The organism is Rhizobium sp. LEGMi-198b (assembly GCF_054114205.1).
Map to the genome: position 1 here is coordinate 833403 of NZ_JBSYVH010000001.1, position 17958 is coordinate 851360.

Consider the following 17958-nt stretch of genomic DNA (forward strand, 5'->3'; position numbering starts at 1 on the left):
GTTTTGCGCGTCATGTTTTAGAATCCCGACTGAATTCGGGAAAAGACGAGGTTGGTGAAGATCGAGATCTGCGAGCCGACGAAGGGGGCCGTGATGCCGACCGTCACCATGACGGCGACGATCTTCGGCACGAAGGTCAACGTGGCCTCCTGCACCTGGGTCAGCGCCTGGATCAAGGCGATGACGAGGCCGACGATCATGGCCGCGAGAACTGCCGGGCCCGCGGAAACGAGCACCGTCCAGATCGCCGCCTGGAAGATATCCAATGCATCGGCTTCATTCATATCTTCATCCCTTAGTTCAGCCGGCTCCTCATGAGCTGCTGGTCGAGTCGGTACTGTCAGACGAATCGGTCGTAGTATCGCTCGTTGACGTCGTCGTATCAATCGTCGTGCCTGCCGGCGCGACTGTGACGCCCGCCTGCAGAAGCACTTTGTCGCCGTCTTCGGTTTCGGCAATAATACCGTCCGAATAGACGGTTACTTCCTTGATCGTGCCGGTGACGGTGCCGTCGGCACTCATGATCTCCTTGCCGATATAGTCCGACGCATTCGAAATCCATTGATTCTGCAGCACTGTTTCCAAGTGCGAGTTCGTCTGGATCTGCTGTTCGACCTGGGAGAAGCTGGCGAGCTGCGAAATCTGCTCGCTGGCATCCATCGGGTCGGTCGGATCCTGTGTCTTCATCTGCGCGATGAGGAGCTGCAGGAAGTCATTGTAGTTCACCGTAGCGCTTGCCGAGGCTGTCGCCGCGTTACTCGAACTGCTGCTGGTCGAAGACGTGGTGCTGGTGACTGCATCTACCGCCACGGCGCGATCTCCCGGCGAATATGCTCGATCGTCGCGGCCGGCATTTCCTGGTTGTGAAGAATGTTGTCTTCGACCGGGTAAAGCCCGCGGATCGCCTTGAGCGCGTCGAAGGCACGGCCGGTGGCCACGAGCCCATCGATCCGCTTTAGCTCGGCCAGCACTTCCTCATTGCGGAAGCAGGAGAGCAGCATGACAATCGACTTGCGGAACATCGCCGTCGATTGTTCCTTGCCTTCCGGATTGATGAGGATCATCTGCGCAATGAAATAAAGCTGGCGCAGCGGTGTCGTCGCATCTTCCGGCTGGAGAACGTGGTTCTCGAGCAGGAAGGTCACATCATTCAGGAATTCCAGGGCGACCTTGCGGTCAACACGCAGCACGGCCCCGTTGATAAAAATTCTTTCCCCGGCTTTAAGCGATATGCGAAGCGTACTTTTCATTTAAGTCCATCCCTGATGATGGTGGTGACATCGATGATGCCTTGATAATTTTCCGACTGGCGCCTACGGATCCGGTCGCATTCCTTCAAAATCCAGATTGCGATGGAGATAAGATTGGCGCGCAGTTCGACGTTAAGCTGGTTCTCCGGACTTTTTAGATCCTCGATAAAGCTGATCCAGACACGTCTTGTGTAGAACAGTGCCTCGATCGCTTCGCGGCCGTACTTCCCCTTGTCACGGGCCGCAGAGAGAAGAGCTACCGACCGGTCCAGAACTTGACGTTCTCGCTCCTTGGCGTCGGCCACTGCATCCTGCATGACTTCCGCATATGAGAACTGATACATTCATGCATCCTTCTTGGTCATTACATGCCTTTGATCATCAAAGGTAATTTACAAGGCTCAGCTGCTGTATCTTGGAGACGATAGTATATGCCGTCTCAAGCTGAGTTTCGAGGCTGTTGACCTTGGTCGAAGCCTCATAAGGGTCGACTCCGGTAAGGTCGCCGATATTAGTGTTAATGATATCCTTCTGTGCGTTCAGCGATGTGTTCGCATCTGAGAGACGCGATTGCGACAGACCGAGCTGGCTCGACTGGTCGTTGATTCCATCGATCGCCTGACGCGTATAGCTGGTTGCCTGGTCGTTGACCGCATTCAACGCGTCCTGGTTCAAGCCCAAACTCGAATCCATCAACGAGTTGACGACGGTGGTTGCGAGCGCCAGGTAGCGCATGCCGGGTTCATTGGCGTTGGTCGAGGAATCGATCACTTCTGAGTTGCTGATGCGGCTCGACATGTTCTGATCCGAAGCGGCCGACCAGCTTGCCCAATTGTCCGGCGCAGAAGCAGAGTCCGACGTGAACATCGGCTCGACCTCAGTGGTGATGAAATCCGTCATCTGGTCGCCGGTCAGATCTTCGACGGTCGTGCCGTTGTCGCTGGCATATTGCGCCAGCGCCGTCTGGATAGAGGTCGTCGCATCGGCGGTGTAGTCGGTCATCGGCTGCACGTCGGTATTGGTGCCGGCGAAGAGATACTCGCCGTTGACCATGGTATTGGCATCGGAAATGAAGCTCGAAAGCGTCGCACTCGCCGTCTGCTGCGTCAGCGATACGCTGCTTCCATCGGTGTTGCCACGCAGCGCCACCAACTGATCCATCAGCTTCTGAGACTGAGACGACATGTCGCTCAGAGCCGTCTGTGACGACGACATGCGCTGATCGGCGATCGAGTTGCTGCTGAGCAGGGAATCGATGCGTGTGACTTCCCGCGTGAGATTGACGCTAAGTGCAGTATTGCTCCCCAGCGCGACGCCGATATCCGCATAGACGCCGGTCGTCGCTTCGGTCGAAGCATCCGTCATCTCATTTTGCGACTGACGGATCGTCTGACGCATAGCGTTCTGAATGGCTGCGCTTGAAATGAAGGAAAGTTTCATGGCTTAGCTCGCAATATCCAGTACCGATTGAAGCATCTCGTTCACGGCGTTCAATATCTTCGTTCCCGCCTTGTAGGATTGCTCGATGTCCATCATCAGCGTCAGCTCTTCGTCGAGATTGACCCCGGTCTCGTTCGAATAGACTTCCGATGAACGCGACAGCGCCGCGGAGGTATTTTCCGCCGCCGTATTTGCCGAGCTGCGCTGGTCTTCCAGCCAGCCGATGGAATCGGACGCATAATCCATGATGCTGGCCGTCGTGTCGGAGCCTGCCTCGGGATCGAAGTCCATCTTCGTGTCCATGCCGGTGACGTAGGAGTCGAGCAGATCGGAATAACCGCTGTCGCCGCTGGAATTGACGACATAGTCGGAACCGTTGATGCCGCCATCGCGCAGAAGGGTCGGATCGCCGCCTTCTGAGGTGATCAGCGCCGGATTGACCGCGATCGTACCGGCCATGCCGGCGACAGCGGTGGTATCGGTCTCCACGGTACCGCCGCTCCAAGTGAAAAGGCCTGGCAACGCATCCTGAGTGGAGTCGGACTGGTTCTTCTCCGAAAACATCGACACGAGGCCGCGTGCGATTTCGTCGAGCTGCTTCTGATAGGTCGGAGCAACGTCGTCACGAACTTGGAGCGCCGCCTGAAGGCTGCCCTGCGCCGTCGTGTCCGCGCCCTCGCCGGGATCGACCGCTACGCCGTCGATGTAAACACTGTTGCCGACGGTGCCATCGGTATAGGAATTCGTTGGCGTGAAGGTGACCTGACGCGGTATCGTCTCGAACAGCGTCGTGCCGCCGCTGGTATAGAGCGCCATGTCGCCGTTCGATCGTGTGACCGTGGTGACGCCGACGATCTGGGAAATCTGTTTCAGGACCGCATCGCGCTGATCCGTCGCATCCGACAGCGCAGAGGACGTCGGACCGGCGGTCGCAGTCGCGGTCTTGACCGCATCGTTCGCCTGCTCGAACTGCGTCAGCAGGCTGTTCAGCGAGTCGACATCCGAGCTGATTTCCTTGTCGGCATCGGTGCGAATTCCGTTGACGGCCGTGGTGGCGTTGTTCAGGGAATTTGCAAGATCCTGGGCAGCGTTGACGGCCGATTGCGCGGCGGTGGTGCTGGCCGGCGAACCGGCATAGGTCTGCATTGCCGTTTGCAGGGCGGCAAGATAGGTGGACGGCGCGATCTCGTTATCGTTACCGCCGATCGTTCCGGACTGGATATCCTCATAACCCTTCAGCAGGCGCTGCTGAGCAGCATCGTCAGACGTGCTGCCCAGGAAAGCCTTTTGCAAGGATGGCTCGTCGGCGCGGGCGATCTTTACGACCTGCGCGCCACTCATGTCCGTCGTCAACATCGCCTGGCGGCGGGTGTAATCCGCGTTGCCGGCATTGGCGATATTGTTCGATACGACACTGCTCTGCGTGCCGGTATTGTTGAATATCGCTTGCGCGTTATTGAGTGCTGTTGTGAGGGACATGGCTGGCTCGCTACCCTATCGTACTTATTAACGTTGCAGGTTGACCAGAACGTCCAGAAGGTCGGAACCGGCTTGGAACACCTTGGAGTTCGCGGTGTAGCTTTTCTGCGCCTCGATCATGTTCGTCAGTTCGGTCGCAAGGTCGACGTTGGATTCTTCCAGCGCGCCGGACTGAATGTAGCCAAAGCCGCCGGTCTGCGGGAAACCGGTCACCGTAACGCCGGACTCACCGTTGGCCGAATAGACGTTGCCGCTCTCGAGCGTCAGATTGTCGGGGCTTGCCACCGTGGCGAGCGGGATACGATAGAGGGCCTTGGTGGAGCTGTCCTTATAGACTGCGTTGACCGTGCCGTCCTTGCTGATCGTGACGCTCGTCACCGGGTTCGGAGCCTGGCCGTTCATGCTACCCGTCGCGTTGAAGTCAGTGGCGACCTGGGTGAAGCCCGTCATATCCATCGCGATGGTTTGCGTCGTCGATCCGCTGGTGAAGCTGAGATCGAACGTTCCGCCTGACGTCAAAGCGCCGGTATCGTCAAAATCAAGCTCCGTGCTGCCAACCGGATCGCTGCTATAAAGAGCACCGCCCGACGTCGGATCAGAAACCAGGTCTGCTTGATTGTAGACCGTGACATCCCACGTGTTGTCGGCGGTCTTGGTATAGTAGACGTCGAAGGTGGTAGCGTTGCCTTGGCTGTCATAACCGGTGATCGAAACCTTGTTCGTGTCGTCGGTTACCGGATACGTATTTTCGGACGGCAGATAGCCGGTGGTGCTGCTGGTCGCGATGTCGGCATTGGAATCGAGGTTGCCTTCCATCTCGCCAGTCGTCGTGGCGACGGCGGTCACGCCATTCTCGCTGACATTGATCGGCTCCAGGCCGCTGAAGCCGTTGACGACCACAGAAGCCGTTCCGGAGGAGCTGTAGGGATAGCCCATCAGCGTAAAGCCGGCGGAATTGACGAGGTTGCCCGAGGAGTCCGCCGAAAAGTCGCCGGAGCGGCTCAGAAACGTCTGTCCGGACGAGCTCTGGACGACGAAGAAGCCGTTGCCCTGGATTGCGAGGTCTGTGCTCGAGGTCGTGTAGGATATGTTGCCCTGCTGCGAGATCGCGCGGTGCACCGACGTCTGGACGCCGCCGGAACTGTAGCTGCCGGCCGAGGAAGGCAGGACGAGGGAGGAAAAGCTCGTCGATGCTTCTTTGTAGCCGGTGGTGCTGGAGTTGGCGATGTTGTCAGAAACAGTACCCAAACGGTTTGCCTGGGCGTTCATCCCTGAAACCGCGGTTTTCATGCTGCCGAAAATGCTCATCTGGAATCCTCGTTTTCCTCGTAAGGCTGAGAGTATGGGGCGGGCCTTGCGTGAAGCTGTCTGAAAAGAGGAAAAGCCGGTCATCATGAAGCAGCTTTTCGGAGATTGCTGCGACGCGTCATTAGGAGCGCTCGACGGTCGCAGTAAAGGTAAGAGTTGGCGCACCTTCGCATTCGAACACCGCGATCGATGTTCGGGGCCCGCGTATAATCCTGGGAATTTGAAAGAAATTTTGGGAGGGAATTACACGCGGGCTAGCGTTGCTACGCCAAGTCCCGGTCGAAGCATCAATTCCAATCGATGCAGTAGCCAAGGAAGCGCTTGGAATCGACGGGATCGAAACCGAGCTTCTTGCGCAACTTCTTGCGCAGCTTGGAAATATGGCTTTCGACGACGTTCTCTTCGACTTCCTCGTCGAAGATGCCGTAGATCGCGTTGAAGATCTGCGTCTTGGTCACGCGGCGGCCACGGTTGGAAATCAAATATTCCAGAATGCGACGTTCGCGCCGCGGCAGGGCGAAGACATCGCCGTTAATCTCCGGGTCACGACCGTCGGCGAAGACGCGAATCGGGCCGATGTCGGTGTAGCTGGTGATCGCCTTCAGCCTCCGGCGGATCGCAGCCGCACGGGCCAGGATTTCGCGCGGATGCACCGGCTTACGGACAACGTCATCGACGCCGCAGTCGAAGAGCGCCAGCGTCGATTCCAACGAGGGCTGATCGCTGACGGCGATGACGGGAGCTACCGACCGGTCGCGAATTGCCCGCGGCAATTCGTGCACATGCTGTCCCTGTCCGATCAGAAACGCCTCGACGGCGGCAATATCGCCGTCCGCAGCGGTCGTGACCCATTCGCCGAATTCCCGGGGATCGAACCCCGTTGACGGGATGCCCTCGCGCCCAAAGAGAGAAGTATAACCATCCTTAACGAGCTCTCGCTCATCAACCACTACGATCATTCGTCCGCCTCCGAATCAGTGTGGTGTTTCGATGGACTATGGGTACGAATCGGGCGAATCACGAACAACTGTCGGAAATGAGTGACGGAAATTAATAATTGATTAAGAATTGGGGGCCGATTTGCACTAGATGTAGTGGGTACCCTTGGTTTTACACCGATAAAAAATTGGTTAGTTAGTATATTACGAATATACGTAGTTCATGGCATCTTCGTGTTGTCAACCGTGCCAAATAGGTTAGCGACCGCCTACGAAGAGCCAAATACAACTTTTGGTTAATTCAGTTCTGACAGAAGGTCGCCGCGTTCGGCGTCCATTTTCCATATCCGGTGGCGACCAGATTGGCGATGACGCGGCAAACATAGACCTTTTGGGCGGGGTCGTTGTTCGGGCCGGCATGGTATCTAGCTACCGCCATCGTCCAGGTCTCATGCCTGTCATGGAGGTCGCGGAGGAACTTGGCAGCGTATTCGACATTGCGATGGGGGTCGAACATATCGGCAACGGAGGCGAAGTTTTCGCCGTGAAAATACTGGTTGATCTGCATGCAGCCGATGTCGATCAGCTTCGCTCCGCTCTGTTTGGCCGCAACGAAGGTCTGCAAGGCGGCGCCTTCGGAAGGCGGGAAGATTGGCTTGCCTTCGACATTGAGGGCGTAGGGATACAGCGAGCCTTTGCGTCCGGTCTCCGTCAAACCGACCGAATAGAGGATGCCTTCCGGTATGCCGAATTTCGCCGCTGCCGACTGGATTTCGCGCTCGCACAGGCCGGCTGCGCCGTTATCGGGCGGCGCGCCGTTCGCGGTGGCAAGGGCGTCAGAGGTAAACGTCGCCAGAGCGTAAACGCTGAGCACTGCCAGCAGTGCCGTCTTCCAAGCCGCGTTCGCCCGTGCTGCGATTACCATCATTGCCATTTGCCTGCTGCCCCGAATAGCCCTGCCCCTTTGGTCGCGCGTCCCCACCCTGCCCCTGATTCAATAGGGATTGCTGGGACTGTCCCTGGGAGCCGGATTGCCTACCGCTGTCCGATTGTTGATCCGCGTTCGAGGCCAGGGTCACAGTGATATTATCGACCTGATATCCTTGGGCGCGCAACGCATCGACCATGTGACTCTGATCGGCATGGAGCTGCCGATAGGCCTCGCTGGTCTGCACCTTGAGATCGACACTCAATTGATCGCCGGAAAGCCGCATGGTGGCGGTGACCTGGCCGAGGTCGTTGGGATGCAGTTGGATCTTGAGCGTATTGACGACCTTGCCGGTGCTCGTCCAGCTCGCCGCGTTGGAGAGCGCCGAACTAGGCTGCATTGCACTCGACCATTCTCCATCTCCAGCGAGAGCGCTGGTGACGAGCGTCGCGTTGGAATTGGCCGCAAGACCGAGGTAGCGGCGGGAATCGAGCACCGTAACGGTCTCCGCATTGCTGCTGCCCGATGATGCCTTGACGTCGACCTGCGCCGCATCGTCGCTGCCGGTTTTGCTGATCGACATATCGAGCGAGCCGCCGCGTCCATCGGCACGTACCAACCTGAAGGTCTGCGCCGTGGTCGTGGCGTCGCTGCTTGTCCCAGAAACTGCCGCTCCGGTATCCGTGGCATTCGCCGACGCATCCTTCAGCGTCACATCAGCAATTTTCGGCAAAGGCTGATCCGGCTCCGTCTGCGCCTTTGTGTCGGCGCCGGCAAACACATTCGACACGCTCTGCGGCGCAGCCGCGACCGCGTTGGCCGCCTGCGGCACGTTCAAGAGCGAGAGCGCATCCGACGCTGCGCCGCTGGTCTGAGTGGTTTGCGTCGTCGAAGACTTACTGTCGTCATCCGCTGACGTCGTCTTACCCGTCTTCCCCGGCGCTTGCGTCTTGCCATCGCCATTGCCATTGCCATTGCCAGCGCCTTGTACCGGCTGATTGCCCGCGATCGCGTCCGCCAGTTGCTGCGCGATGTCGTCGAGCTGATCCGAGGTCTGCGCCTGAGCCTGATCTAGAACCTGGGCCGTATCCGTCTTGCCGGCCGGATCAGTCGCCTGAGCCTGATCGGCAGATGCGCCATCTACCTGGGCCGACTTCTGAAGATCCATCAGCGATTTTGAAAGATTTGCCGCGTCCGCTCCTTGCGGGAACTTGGCACCGCCGGGCTGCTTGGAGCCTTTGGCAAGCTCAGCGAGGGCGGCAATATTGGCGACGGACGGATCGATCATGCCGGCTCCGGCGTTGCTGCCATCATCCATGGCCGCAGCGATCGCCGTCGGATCGCCAGCCGACGTTTTCGCCGGATCCGTATCTGCATTTGCATCGCTATCGATATCGGTCGCCGTATCAGCGGTGTCCGTATCGTCGTTCGCGGCCGTGTCAGATCTTCGCCCGTTGCCGCGCGAACTGGTCAGTGCATCCAGAAACCCTTTGCCGTCGCCATCATCCTGCTTGGCCGAACGCCCGCCTTTGGCAACAGCAACCAGATCGGCCCCGGGCGGGGCACTGGCAATACCGATATCCATCATGATCAATGACTTTCCTGCTTCAACAGGCCGTCGATGGCGTCAAGCTTCGAGCGGCTCGTCGTGACGAATGCTTTAAATGAAGAGTCGGCCTCCTGCCTTCCTTCATCCGGGGCGTGAGCCGCCTTTGCCGGGGCTCCCTCCTCAACACCCGCCGTGCCAGAGGACTGGGCCCCAGGTTGGTTCGTCACAGCAGCATCGTGTTCAGTACTTTCTTGATTAGGCAGATTAGGCGGTGAGACTTGCGTCAGGCTTGTCGGCTCCGGCTCACGCAGAATTTCGTCCGCCACCGCCTTGGCGGCATCGCGCAGAGCGCGATCCTGCGCGTTCAATTCGCCGGCCGGCATCTGGTCTATGTTGCGCACTGCCGCCCCTAAATCGGGTGTCGACACGCCGGCAACACCGCCATAGAAGCCCGCCAGCGCGCCGAACGCATCGCCGCCGTCGTTGGAGATCGCCTGGGCGCGACCGGACGCGAGCGCGGCGAGATCGGCCTTGCCGGCGATCGCGGCGCGGCGCGCCATTCGCAGATAGATTTCCCGCTGCCTCGGCGGGTCCATGAACGCGAGGATATCGATAATATCCTGCTGTTTGACGTCGGTGTCATGATCGACGACGAGCTGCACGAAGAGGTTGGCGAACTGGCTGGCATAGGGCGAGTGCAGGAAGCGCCTCGTATACCGCTGCGCATAATCCAGACCCTCCCGCACCATCCCGGTGTCGGCGCACAGCGCAAGGGAGCGGCGCAGCGCCGATTCCTCGACGATAGTGCCTGGCGACGTCAGGCGCGCCCAGTCATAAAACTTCAGCGCCGCCTTCGGGTTTTTTGCGGACATGACGTTGGCGGCAACGAGCGAAAGATAGGGGCCGATCTTCTTGTCGCGGTATTCCCTGGCAATATCGGCGAGCGTGTTGACCACCAGCAGCCCTTTGCCGTTCAGATATTTCCTCAAGACGTCGGCGACGCGATTGTCGAAATTGCCGTTGAGGTCGCGCGACATCAGATATTCCAGCGTCGCGGGATTGCCGCCGCTCATCGCGTAGATCAGCGCGGCGTCAACATTGCGGCTGTCGTCGAAGGCGGACTTATCGGCGGTACGCAGGCGCTCGTCGATGGTCGAGAGCATGAAACGCTGCATCTCGCCGGCCGAACTATCGCCTGCCACCACGGAGTCCTGAATGAATTCAAGCGAACGCAGCATCTTGTAGGGCGGCAGGCTGTCCGGACCCTCCGCACCAGCGATCCCCGGCATGACCATGCCGAGGGTCAGGGCAAGCGCGACGCGATGACGATGCTGAATGCGCGCCATGGACTATCCCTGTTTGCCTTGGCTCGGCTTGCCCTGGCCCTGTTTACCCTGATTTTGCTTGCCTTGGTTCGGCTTGACCGGAACCGGCTTGACCGGGTCCTGATTGCTGCCGTCGGTCTGGTTCTTGGCGGCCTGGCTTGAAGCGCCCTGGATCAGGATCTCGATGCGGCGGTTGGCGTCGTTGAAGGGATCGTCAGGCAGCTTCAGCCGGCGGTCGGCAAAGCCCGAAACCTGCGCGATCCGCTTCTCGTCCAGCCCGCCGTTGACGAGCATGTAGTAGGCGCTCTGAGCGCGGTCGAGCGACAGGCGCCAATTGTCGTTGTGGCCATCGACCATATAGGGACGCCCGTCGGTATGGCCGCGGATCAGGATAGACCCTTTGCGATCCCCAAGGATCTTGCCGATCTTTGCCATCGCCAGCACCATCTCCTGGCGCGGAACGGCCGAGCCGATGTTGAACATCGGGTCATTGGTCTGGTCGGAAATCGTCACGAGAAGACCACCCTCTGCCGGCATGACCTGAAGACCTTCAGCGAGCTGACCGGCAACGCCGCCGATCTGCTTCTGGATCGCGTCCTGCAGGTCCTTGGCGTCCTGCTGCTGATCTTTCGTCGGCGCGACGTCCTTGTTCTGCGCCGCCGCCGTATTGTCTTCGGATGTCGAAGCTTCGCTTTGCTCGGCGGCAGCGGCGCTTGCGGTCTGCTGGTTCGGCGTCTGCTTTGCAGCCTGCTTGTTCTGCTGGTCCTTGGTCTGCTGATCCGTCGACGCCTGCGGATCGCTCAGGGTCGGCTGGTCCTCCGGATTCTGCGGCTGGGTGGCCGGCTGACCGGTATCGGCGGCGGTCGCCTTGGAAAGGGCAATGACTTCGCCCTTCGGCGATTTGTCGGATTTTGCGTCCTGTTCTTCGTTCGCCTTCTTCGAGGCGCTGGAGACTTGAACCTGCTTGGTCCAGAAATCCGGATCGAAGGGATCGCGATAGGCCTGGCCGCCATCCGCACCGGTGGCGGGACCCGACTGGGCAGCACCCCCCTCACCCTTGGCGCTGACATTGGCCTGCTGACCGACCTGCTGAGCGATCTCGGCAAGGACCGAATAGGGATTTTCAAAGAAATCCGCTTCGGAATAATTCGTTTGATCGCCCGATGTCGAGGTCTGGTCCTCGCCGGTCTTGGCGGACTTGCCGTCGTTCGGATTGTCTTCCTTGTTCTTCGACTTCGCCTGGTTCTTTTGCCCGTCCGCCTTGTCGACGGGTTTCTTCAGCCCCTTCTCGGTTGGCTTTTCGTCGGCGAGCTTGATCGGATTGAAATAGGAGGCGACGGAGGCCTTCGTCTCTTCGTTTGCGGCGTTCACCAGCCACATCACCAGAAAGAAGGCCATCATCGCCGTCATGAAGTCGGCATAGGCGATCTTCCATGCGCCGCCATGGCCGCCTTCATGGTCACCGCCGCCATGCCGCTTGACGATGATGATCTCGTGTTTGCCCTGATTTTGATCGCCGTCGCTCATTTCAGAATCTCTTTCAGGCTAGCGGCCCAGGCAGACATGCGGGTTACGAGCACGCTCTCCCCGATCGTTACGGTGAGATCGACATCGCGAGCCTCGACGTGGCGCAACAAGACGCCGTTTTGGCCGATACTGGCATGCAGGGCCTCGAAGAGATGACGGGGGCCACTGACCGTAATGGGACCTGCCGCGCCATCGAGAATGGCTGCCGTCACCCGTTCGGCGAGATCGGCGACGGCCCTGGCCGTCAGCGCTTCCGTCATGATCGGCGCAAGTGCGACGGCAGCTTCCGCGCTGATCGCCTGTCCGAGCATCGTGGCGACTTTTTTCAATCCGTTGACGATCTTCTCCGCCGCGCGCTCCTCATATCGGGCACGCAAGGCATCCATCTCGCCTCGGTGTGTTTCGGCGATAGTCTCCAGCTCGGCCTGATGCTTTTGCGTCAATTCCTGCGTTGCGGCTTCGTGCCCCTCTGCATAGGCTTCGCGGCGTTCCGCCTCGATATCGATCGGCACCACCACCGGAGTTTCTGGAAAGTCCAAAGTCTCTTCGAACGGCATATCCGGTATGCCGGCGGACGGAGGCGGAGGCGGCTCGGCGCTGAAATCCTTGAGGTAGCGGGATAGCGTCGGGCTCATGCTGACATCCTCCCGTTTTCATCCGCAGAAGACCGCGAGCTGATTTCCCGACAGGTCCCTTGAATTCCCATGCTCAAAACGTCGATCATCACGCTTCCGGTTTCCGTCCTGCGACCACGCTTTCCGGGCGTGACGCCGAACGTCACCGGAAATAGCGCAGCCATGCCATTGCGATGGACCGTAGGGGGTCAAACTTGTGCGAGGATGAATGCGGCAGGAGCAACCCTCCTTGCCGCACGACATGAAATTCACTTTGCCTGCAACAGGATCAACACCTTGCTCGCCATGGTGTTGGCGATGGACAGCGCCTGAATGCCCATCTGCTGCGCCGTCTGCAGCGCGCTTTGGCGCGCCGATGCCTCTTCCATGTTGGTATCGACAAGGTTACCGACGCTGGTCTTGACGGCATCGCTGAGGTTGGAAATGTAATCAGTCTGATCGTCGATACGCGATTTCATCACGCCCAGCGTCGAATCGGCTGAAGTAACCGACTTCAGGATCGAGTTCGTCACATTGATCATGTCAGTGATTTCATCGTCCGTCGTGCTGTCGGAAATGGAAATTTCGGTGCCGTCGTCAGGCGGCGTACCGGAATCCGCAGCCAGGAGATAATAGTTACGCTCCGTCGACGTTCCACTGCTGTCGAACGTGCTGGCATCGATATTCTTCGTCAGCAGTCCGCGGCTGGCATCGGCCGTGTCGATCATCAGGGTCTGCGAACTATCGTAATCGATCGTCACCAGATTGACTTGACCGCTCGTGCCACGCGTAAAATTGCTGATGACGGATTGCTCGGTATCGGGCTGCGCATCGGTGTTGTAGAGCCAGTTCTCACCGGAAAAGGACGCGGATTGCGTGACCGACTGCAGTTGGTTCTTGAGCTGCTCAATATCCGCATTGACCGCGCTCTTGTCGGTGCCTGGCTCCTTGGCCGAAACCAGTTTGGCCTGGATCTGGGTCACGAGATCGACGACCGAATCCATGGCGGTGGAGGCGGTATCGACCTTCGAGGCCCCGAGGCCGAGCGCGTCGGTAATGGTGGAAAGACTGCTCTGGTCCGACTGCATCGTCTTCGACATCGACCAATAGGTCGGATCGTCACCCGCGTTCTCGACGCGCAGGCCGGATGAAACCTGTTGTTGCACGACACCAAGATCTTTGTTGACGCCGCGCAATACCGTCAGCGCGGCCAAAGAGGCGGGGTTCGTCGTTACACTGCTCATCCGGAGATCCGTAATTCTATTGGAAACGGCAGGCCGGACGGGTCCGGCAGCAACGAACGGCCTCATGCCCGCCAGCGGGAATGATCCCAACGCGGCTCGTCGCTAGATCAAGCCCTCAAATCGGTTCCGACGAAATTGATCGAACACCGGGGCTCTGCGCAGATACTGCAAATCAGTTACCCCGGAACGTTAACAAAAGCTTATGCGCGGCGGCAAGAAAGAAATGCCGCCGCGCTTTCCTAACGTAAGCTCCGGTCAAGGCTCACTTGAAGAGCGCCAGAACGTTCTGCGCGCTGTTGTTGGCGATCTGCAGCGACTGGATCGCCAATTGTTGCTGCGTCTGAAGCGCCGAGAGCTTGCTCGATTCCTCTTCCATATTCGCATCGACCAGCTTGCCGACGCCGGAGTCGATCGTGTCGCTCAGCGTTGAAACGAAGCTTGTCTGAAGGTCGATGCGGGTCGACAGCGAGCCGAGCTGCGAAGCGGTGCTCGTCATCGCGTTGAGAGCCGACTGCACTAGGTTCATCGCCTGGCCGATGCCGCCGCTCGTCATGCCGGTAATGTCGAGACTGAAGACGGAATAGGCGGTGCCGTTGATATTCTGCGTGGTGCCAAGGATACCGGAGCTCGTGTCGATCGTACCATCGGCATTGGCGCCGAACATCACGTTGCCCTGCGATCCCGTATCGAAGCTATAGCTGGTGCTGTTGACCTCGACCGTGCCGTCATTGTTGCGGACAAAGGAGGACACGACCGATGCGGAGGCGCCGTTGGCTCCGATCATCCAGTTCTGCCCAGAGAACGAAGCGGACTGCGCAATGCTCTCAAGCTGCTGCTGAAGCTGCGAAACTTCTTCCTGAACATCCGCCTTGTCGACGCTGTTTTCCGTGGCCGCGACAAGCTTGTCCTTGATCTGCTCGACGACATTGATGGAATTGTCCATTGCCGTATAGGCGGTGTCGACCTTGGCGGCACCGAGGCCCAGAGCGTCGGAGACGGCCGAAAGCGCGCTGTTGTCGGAACGCATGGTGGTCGCGATCGACCAATAGGCGGCGTTGTCGGAGGCCTTGGCGACACGATAGCCGGAAGAGACCCGGTTTTGGGTGTCTTCCAAATTATTGTTGATCGAGCGCAAAGTCTGGAGAGCAGACATTGCTGCATCGTTGGTCAAAATGCTGGTCATGGAGAGGTGCCCCTTGTGGCTGAAATTGGAAGGGACATTCCGGTCTTCGGCCGGGAACGGCAATCAGCGTCATGCCTGTTAACTGGCTCTTAAGAGACGTTAACCAACCGTTGCGTTAGCCGCAGATGACACTACCAGGCTTAATAAAAGGTTAACAACAAAACCGGAAAGTTAACAAAATCATATTTCCTGCAGGAGGCCATCGGCGCGTCAGGTCAGCTTCGCGCCACCTTGGGCGGCATAAGATTGTCATGATCGGGCGACTGTCCGGCCGGAAACGGCGTGGTTACAACGTCGGTATATCAGCCCATGCGGGGTCGACATGTTAAGTTTACAAGACGGCGGATCACCGTGGGATGGACCGCGGCAACGGACAAGCCTCGACCCCGACGACTGGCAAAGCCTGCGCAAGCAGGGTCACCAGATGCTGGACGATATGCTCGACCATTTGGAAAGGCTCTCCGAAAAGCCCGTCTGGCAACCAGCACCGTCGCCTGCGCGCGCCCTGTTTGACGCGCCTCTACCGGTCGAACCGACGGATCTGGCGGATGTCCATGCCATGTTCCGCGACAATGTTCTTCCCTATGGCAGCGGCAATATCCATTCAGGATTTATGGGCTGGGTGCAGGGCGGCGGAACAGTCGCCGGCATGTTGGCGGAGATGCTGGCCGGCGGTCTGAACGCCAATCTCGGCGGGCGCGACCACATGCCGATCGAGGTCGAGCGTCAGATCATCCGGTGGACACGGCAAATATTCTCATTTCCGGATACCGCTGGCGGCCTGTTCCTGACCGGCGCCTCGCAGGCCAATTTTGTCGCCCTCCTGCTCGCGCGCAGTAGAAAGCTCGGTGCAAATGCCCGCGCTGAGGGTCTATCGAACGAGCCGCGGCTCGTGGGCTACGCATCGAGCGAAGTGCATGGTTGCGTACCGCGCGCATTCGAGATGTCGGGGGTCGGCAGCGATCAGCTCCGGCGAATCCCGGTCAACACGGCCGGGCAGATCGATATTGCGGCCCTCGAGCGTGCCATCATGCGCGACAAGGAGGCGGGGCATACGCCGTTCCTCATTATTGGAAGCGCAGGGACGGTAAATACCGGAGCGATCGACGACCTCATCGCTTTGCGCGGCATCGCCGACGCCCACGACCTGCATTTTCACGTCGACGGTGCGTTGGGGGCGCTGGGTATCCTTTGCGATGATCTGGCGCATTTGTTCGCCGGCATCGAAACCTGCGATTCGCTGGCCTTCGATTTCCACAAATGGGGCCAGGTGCCATACGACGCAGGCTTCCTCCTCGTGCGCGACAGCACATGGCAGCGCCAGACGTTTGCTTCGGAAGCCGCCTATCTCAGCCGTGCCGCCTCGGGTCTGGCCGGCGGTGACTGGTGGCCTTGCGACTACGGCCCGGACCTGTCACGCGGCTTCCGCGCGCTCAAAACCTGGTTCACCCTCAAGACCTATGGCGTCAAGGCTTTGGGGGATTCGATGGCTGCCAACTGTGTCCTGGCACGCGGTCTCGCACGCCGGATCGAACAGGAACCCGCTCTGCGGCTCTTGGCGCCGGTTGCGCTCAATATCGTTTGCTTTACCTATGTCGGCCCCGACGGTGATGCGCCGCCGCAGGTCAATGCGCGGATCATCGAACATCTCCACGCCGAGGGGCGTGTCGCCCCGTCCCTCACCCACATCAAAGGACAACCGGCAATCCGCGCGGCGATCGTGAACCATCGCACGCGGCAGATGGATATCGACGCGCTGATTGACGGCGTTCTGAAACTCGGTTCTCGACAGGATTTGCTCCAATGCTGATGACATCCGGCCTCGTGGCCGCTCGCGCCTCTGACGAAATCGGAGGCGCCAGGCGAATCCTGGGCATGCAGAGGATCGTGTCGCTCATCTATGCCGGCGCCGATGTGACGCCGCTTTGGAACGAGCTGATGCAGCGGATCGGAGCCAATGGCAAAGACGCGGCGGCGATGTTCGACCTGGGGACGATCCTGCAGACGCTTGGCCGCTCCGAAGAGGCTCATCAGGTCCTGCGGGGCGCGGTGGAGCTCAGCCGCAACTTTTGCGTCGTCCACGGGGATGGACAAGGGCCCCGGCTGTTGGCCTTCGTGACGCCGGGCAACTTCATGGCGAACACGCCGCTGGATTTTCTGCTGGCGGATAGCAACTGTGTTCTTTGGCTGCATTACGTGGACGCGGAAACGACCGCGCTCACGGATTTGCCGGACCACGACGTTGCGTTCATGGCGATCGGCGAATCGACCGAAAACGCCCCCGTGCTTGAACGGATGCGGACGCTGCTGGCCGATTTTGACGGCCCGATCATGAACGACGATCCGGAACTGATCAGCCGGCTGACGCGCGATGGCGTCAGCGGCATGCTGGCCAATGAGCCCTCCATTCTGTCGCCGAGCACGTACCGCGTTCCACGCGAGGACCTTGTCGCAGTCGGTGCGGGCACAAAAGCCCTGGACGAATGCGCGCCGGGCCTCTCATTTCCGCTCGTCGTTCGTCCGATCAGTACCCATGCCGGCAATGGAATGGAACGTATCGCCGATATTTCGGGACTGTCCGCATGGCTGGCCACGCAGTCGGCTCCCGAGCTCTACGTCGCGCCTTTCATCGATTTCCGCGGGCCGGACGGGCTCTACAACAAGCAGCGCATCGTATTTATCGAAGGCAAGGCCTTCGCCAGCCATATGGCGCTTTCCGAGCATTGGATCGTGCATTATCTCAGCGCCGGCATGGCGGAAAGCCCGGCGAAGCGGGCTGTCGAACAGGCTTGGATGGAGAATTTCGATACGGATTTCGCGGTCCGCCACAAGGAGAGTTTCGAAGCTCTCTATCGTCACATAGGGCTTGATTATTTCGGTATCGATTGCGCCGAACTTCCCGACGGACGTCTGCTGGTTTTCGAGCTCGACGTGGCGATGGTCGTCCACAACATGGATAGCGCCACCATCTATCCCTACAAGCAGGTTGCCATGCGCAAGTTGTTTGATGGCTTCATCGATGCTGTGCGCCACCGGAAGACCGGTGGAATCTGAAAGATCGCGACGCGCTTTAAGTGGATACCACCCTGAAAAACAAAACCGCGCCTCTTGGAAAGGCGCGGTGAATTTGTTGTTTCGAAATTTGAGCCGGCGCGCCAGGCGCCGGTTCTTCC

At 59.2% G+C, this 17958-nt stretch carries 17 protein-coding genes; 2 read left to right on the forward strand and 15 right to left on the reverse strand.

Annotation, left to right across the window (positions count from 1 at the left end; all coding sequences use genetic code 11):
• Positions 1 to 17: 17 nt before the first annotated feature.
• From fliQ to ACXHXG_RS04130, 15 genes are all read right to left on the reverse strand, one after another.
• A complete protein-coding gene (fliQ, locus tag ACXHXG_RS04060; protein WP_104822022.1) occupies positions 18 to 284 on the reverse strand; it encodes a flagellar biosynthesis protein FliQ in 267 nt (88 codons plus the stop codon).
• A gap of 28 nt (positions 285 to 312) precedes the next feature.
• Positions 313 to 810: a flagellar hook assembly protein FlgD gene (gene flgD / locus ACXHXG_RS04065; protein ID WP_104822021.1), complete on the reverse strand. Its 498-nt coding sequence runs from the start codon at positions 808 to 810 to the stop codon at positions 313 to 315.
• Positions 801 to 1250: a flagellar biosynthesis repressor FlbT gene (gene flbT / locus ACXHXG_RS04070; protein WP_104822020.1), complete on the reverse strand. Its 450-nt coding sequence runs from the start codon at positions 1248 to 1250 to the stop codon at positions 801 to 803. Before flbT ends, flgD begins: the two co-directional genes overlap by 10 nt.
• A complete protein-coding gene (gene flaF, locus ACXHXG_RS04075; RefSeq protein ID WP_104822019.1) occupies positions 1247 to 1594 on the reverse strand; it encodes a flagellar biosynthesis regulator FlaF in 348 nt (115 codons plus the stop codon). Before flaF ends, flbT begins: the two co-directional genes overlap by 4 nt.
• Positions 1595 to 1631: 37 nt before the next feature.
• Positions 1632 to 2690: a flagellar hook-associated family protein gene (locus tag ACXHXG_RS04080; protein WP_104822018.1), complete on the reverse strand. Its 1059-nt coding sequence runs from the start codon at positions 2688 to 2690 to the stop codon at positions 1632 to 1634.
• 3 nt (positions 2691 to 2693) lie between these two features.
• A complete protein-coding gene (gene flgK, locus ACXHXG_RS04085; RefSeq protein WP_104822017.1) occupies positions 2694 to 4169 on the reverse strand; it encodes a flagellar hook-associated protein FlgK in 1476 nt (491 codons plus the stop codon).
• Positions 4170 to 4196: 27 nt separating this feature from the next.
• The gene (locus ACXHXG_RS04090; protein ID WP_104822016.1) at positions 4197 to 5477 is read right to left on the reverse strand and encodes a flagellar hook protein FlgE; all 1281 of its coding nucleotides are present in this window, start codon (positions 5475 to 5477) and stop codon (positions 4197 to 4199) included.
• Positions 5478 to 5764: 287 nt separating this feature from the next.
• Positions 5765 to 6436 (reverse strand): transcriptional activator Rem, encoded by a 672-nt coding sequence (rem, locus tag ACXHXG_RS04095; RefSeq protein WP_104822015.1) that lies wholly within the window; start codon positions 6434 to 6436, stop codon positions 5765 to 5767.
• A 280-nt stretch (positions 6437 to 6716) separates the two neighbouring features.
• A complete protein-coding gene (locus ACXHXG_RS04100; RefSeq protein WP_245463924.1) occupies positions 6717 to 7343 on the reverse strand; it encodes a transglycosylase SLT domain-containing protein in 627 nt (208 codons plus the stop codon).
• On the reverse strand, positions 7252 to 8931 hold the full coding sequence (locus ACXHXG_RS04105) for a flagellar hook-length control protein FliK (protein WP_457898554.1): 1680 nt from the start codon (positions 8929 to 8931) through the stop codon (positions 7252 to 7254). The genes ACXHXG_RS04100 and ACXHXG_RS04105 overlap by 92 nt, the downstream gene beginning before the upstream one ends.
• Before the next feature lie 2 nt (positions 8932 to 8933).
• A complete protein-coding gene (gene motC, locus ACXHXG_RS04110; RefSeq protein ID WP_457898555.1) occupies positions 8934 to 10238 on the reverse strand; it encodes a chemotaxis protein MotC in 1305 nt (434 codons plus the stop codon).
• A gap of 3 nt (positions 10239 to 10241) precedes the next feature.
• A complete protein-coding gene (locus tag ACXHXG_RS04115; RefSeq protein WP_457898556.1) occupies positions 10242 to 11744 on the reverse strand; it encodes a MotB family protein in 1503 nt (500 codons plus the stop codon).
• Positions 11741 to 12379, reverse strand: a complete 639-nt coding sequence (locus tag ACXHXG_RS04120; protein WP_104822011.1) for a hypothetical protein — start codon at positions 12377 to 12379, stop codon at positions 11741 to 11743. Before ACXHXG_RS04120 ends, ACXHXG_RS04115 begins: the two co-directional genes overlap by 4 nt.
• Before the next feature lie 248 nt (positions 12380 to 12627).
• Positions 12628 to 13602 (reverse strand): flagellin N-terminal helical domain-containing protein, encoded by a 975-nt coding sequence (locus ACXHXG_RS04125; protein ID WP_104822010.1) that lies wholly within the window; start codon positions 13600 to 13602, stop codon positions 12628 to 12630.
• 262 nt (positions 13603 to 13864) lie between these two features.
• Positions 13865 to 14785 (reverse strand): flagellin N-terminal helical domain-containing protein, encoded by a 921-nt coding sequence (locus ACXHXG_RS04130; RefSeq protein WP_104822009.1) that lies wholly within the window; start codon positions 14783 to 14785, stop codon positions 13865 to 13867.
• Positions 14786 to 15107: 322 nt separating this feature from the next.
• Here ACXHXG_RS04130 and ACXHXG_RS04135 point away from each other — a divergent pair, with 322 nt between their 5' ends.
• Both ACXHXG_RS04135 and ACXHXG_RS04140 read left to right on the forward strand, forming a co-directional pair.
• Positions 15108 to 16595 carry a pyridoxal phosphate-dependent decarboxylase family protein gene (locus ACXHXG_RS04135; RefSeq protein WP_457898557.1) on the forward strand — a complete coding sequence of 496 codons (1488 nt, stop codon included), beginning with the start codon at positions 15108 to 15110 and terminating at the stop codon, positions 16593 to 16595.
• Positions 16589 to 17839 carry an ATP-grasp domain-containing protein gene (locus ACXHXG_RS04140; protein ID WP_283049123.1) on the forward strand — a complete coding sequence of 417 codons (1251 nt, stop codon included), beginning with the start codon at positions 16589 to 16591 and terminating at the stop codon, positions 17837 to 17839. The genes ACXHXG_RS04135 and ACXHXG_RS04140 overlap by 7 nt, the downstream gene beginning before the upstream one ends.
• Positions 17840 to 17958: the final 119 nt, after the last annotated feature.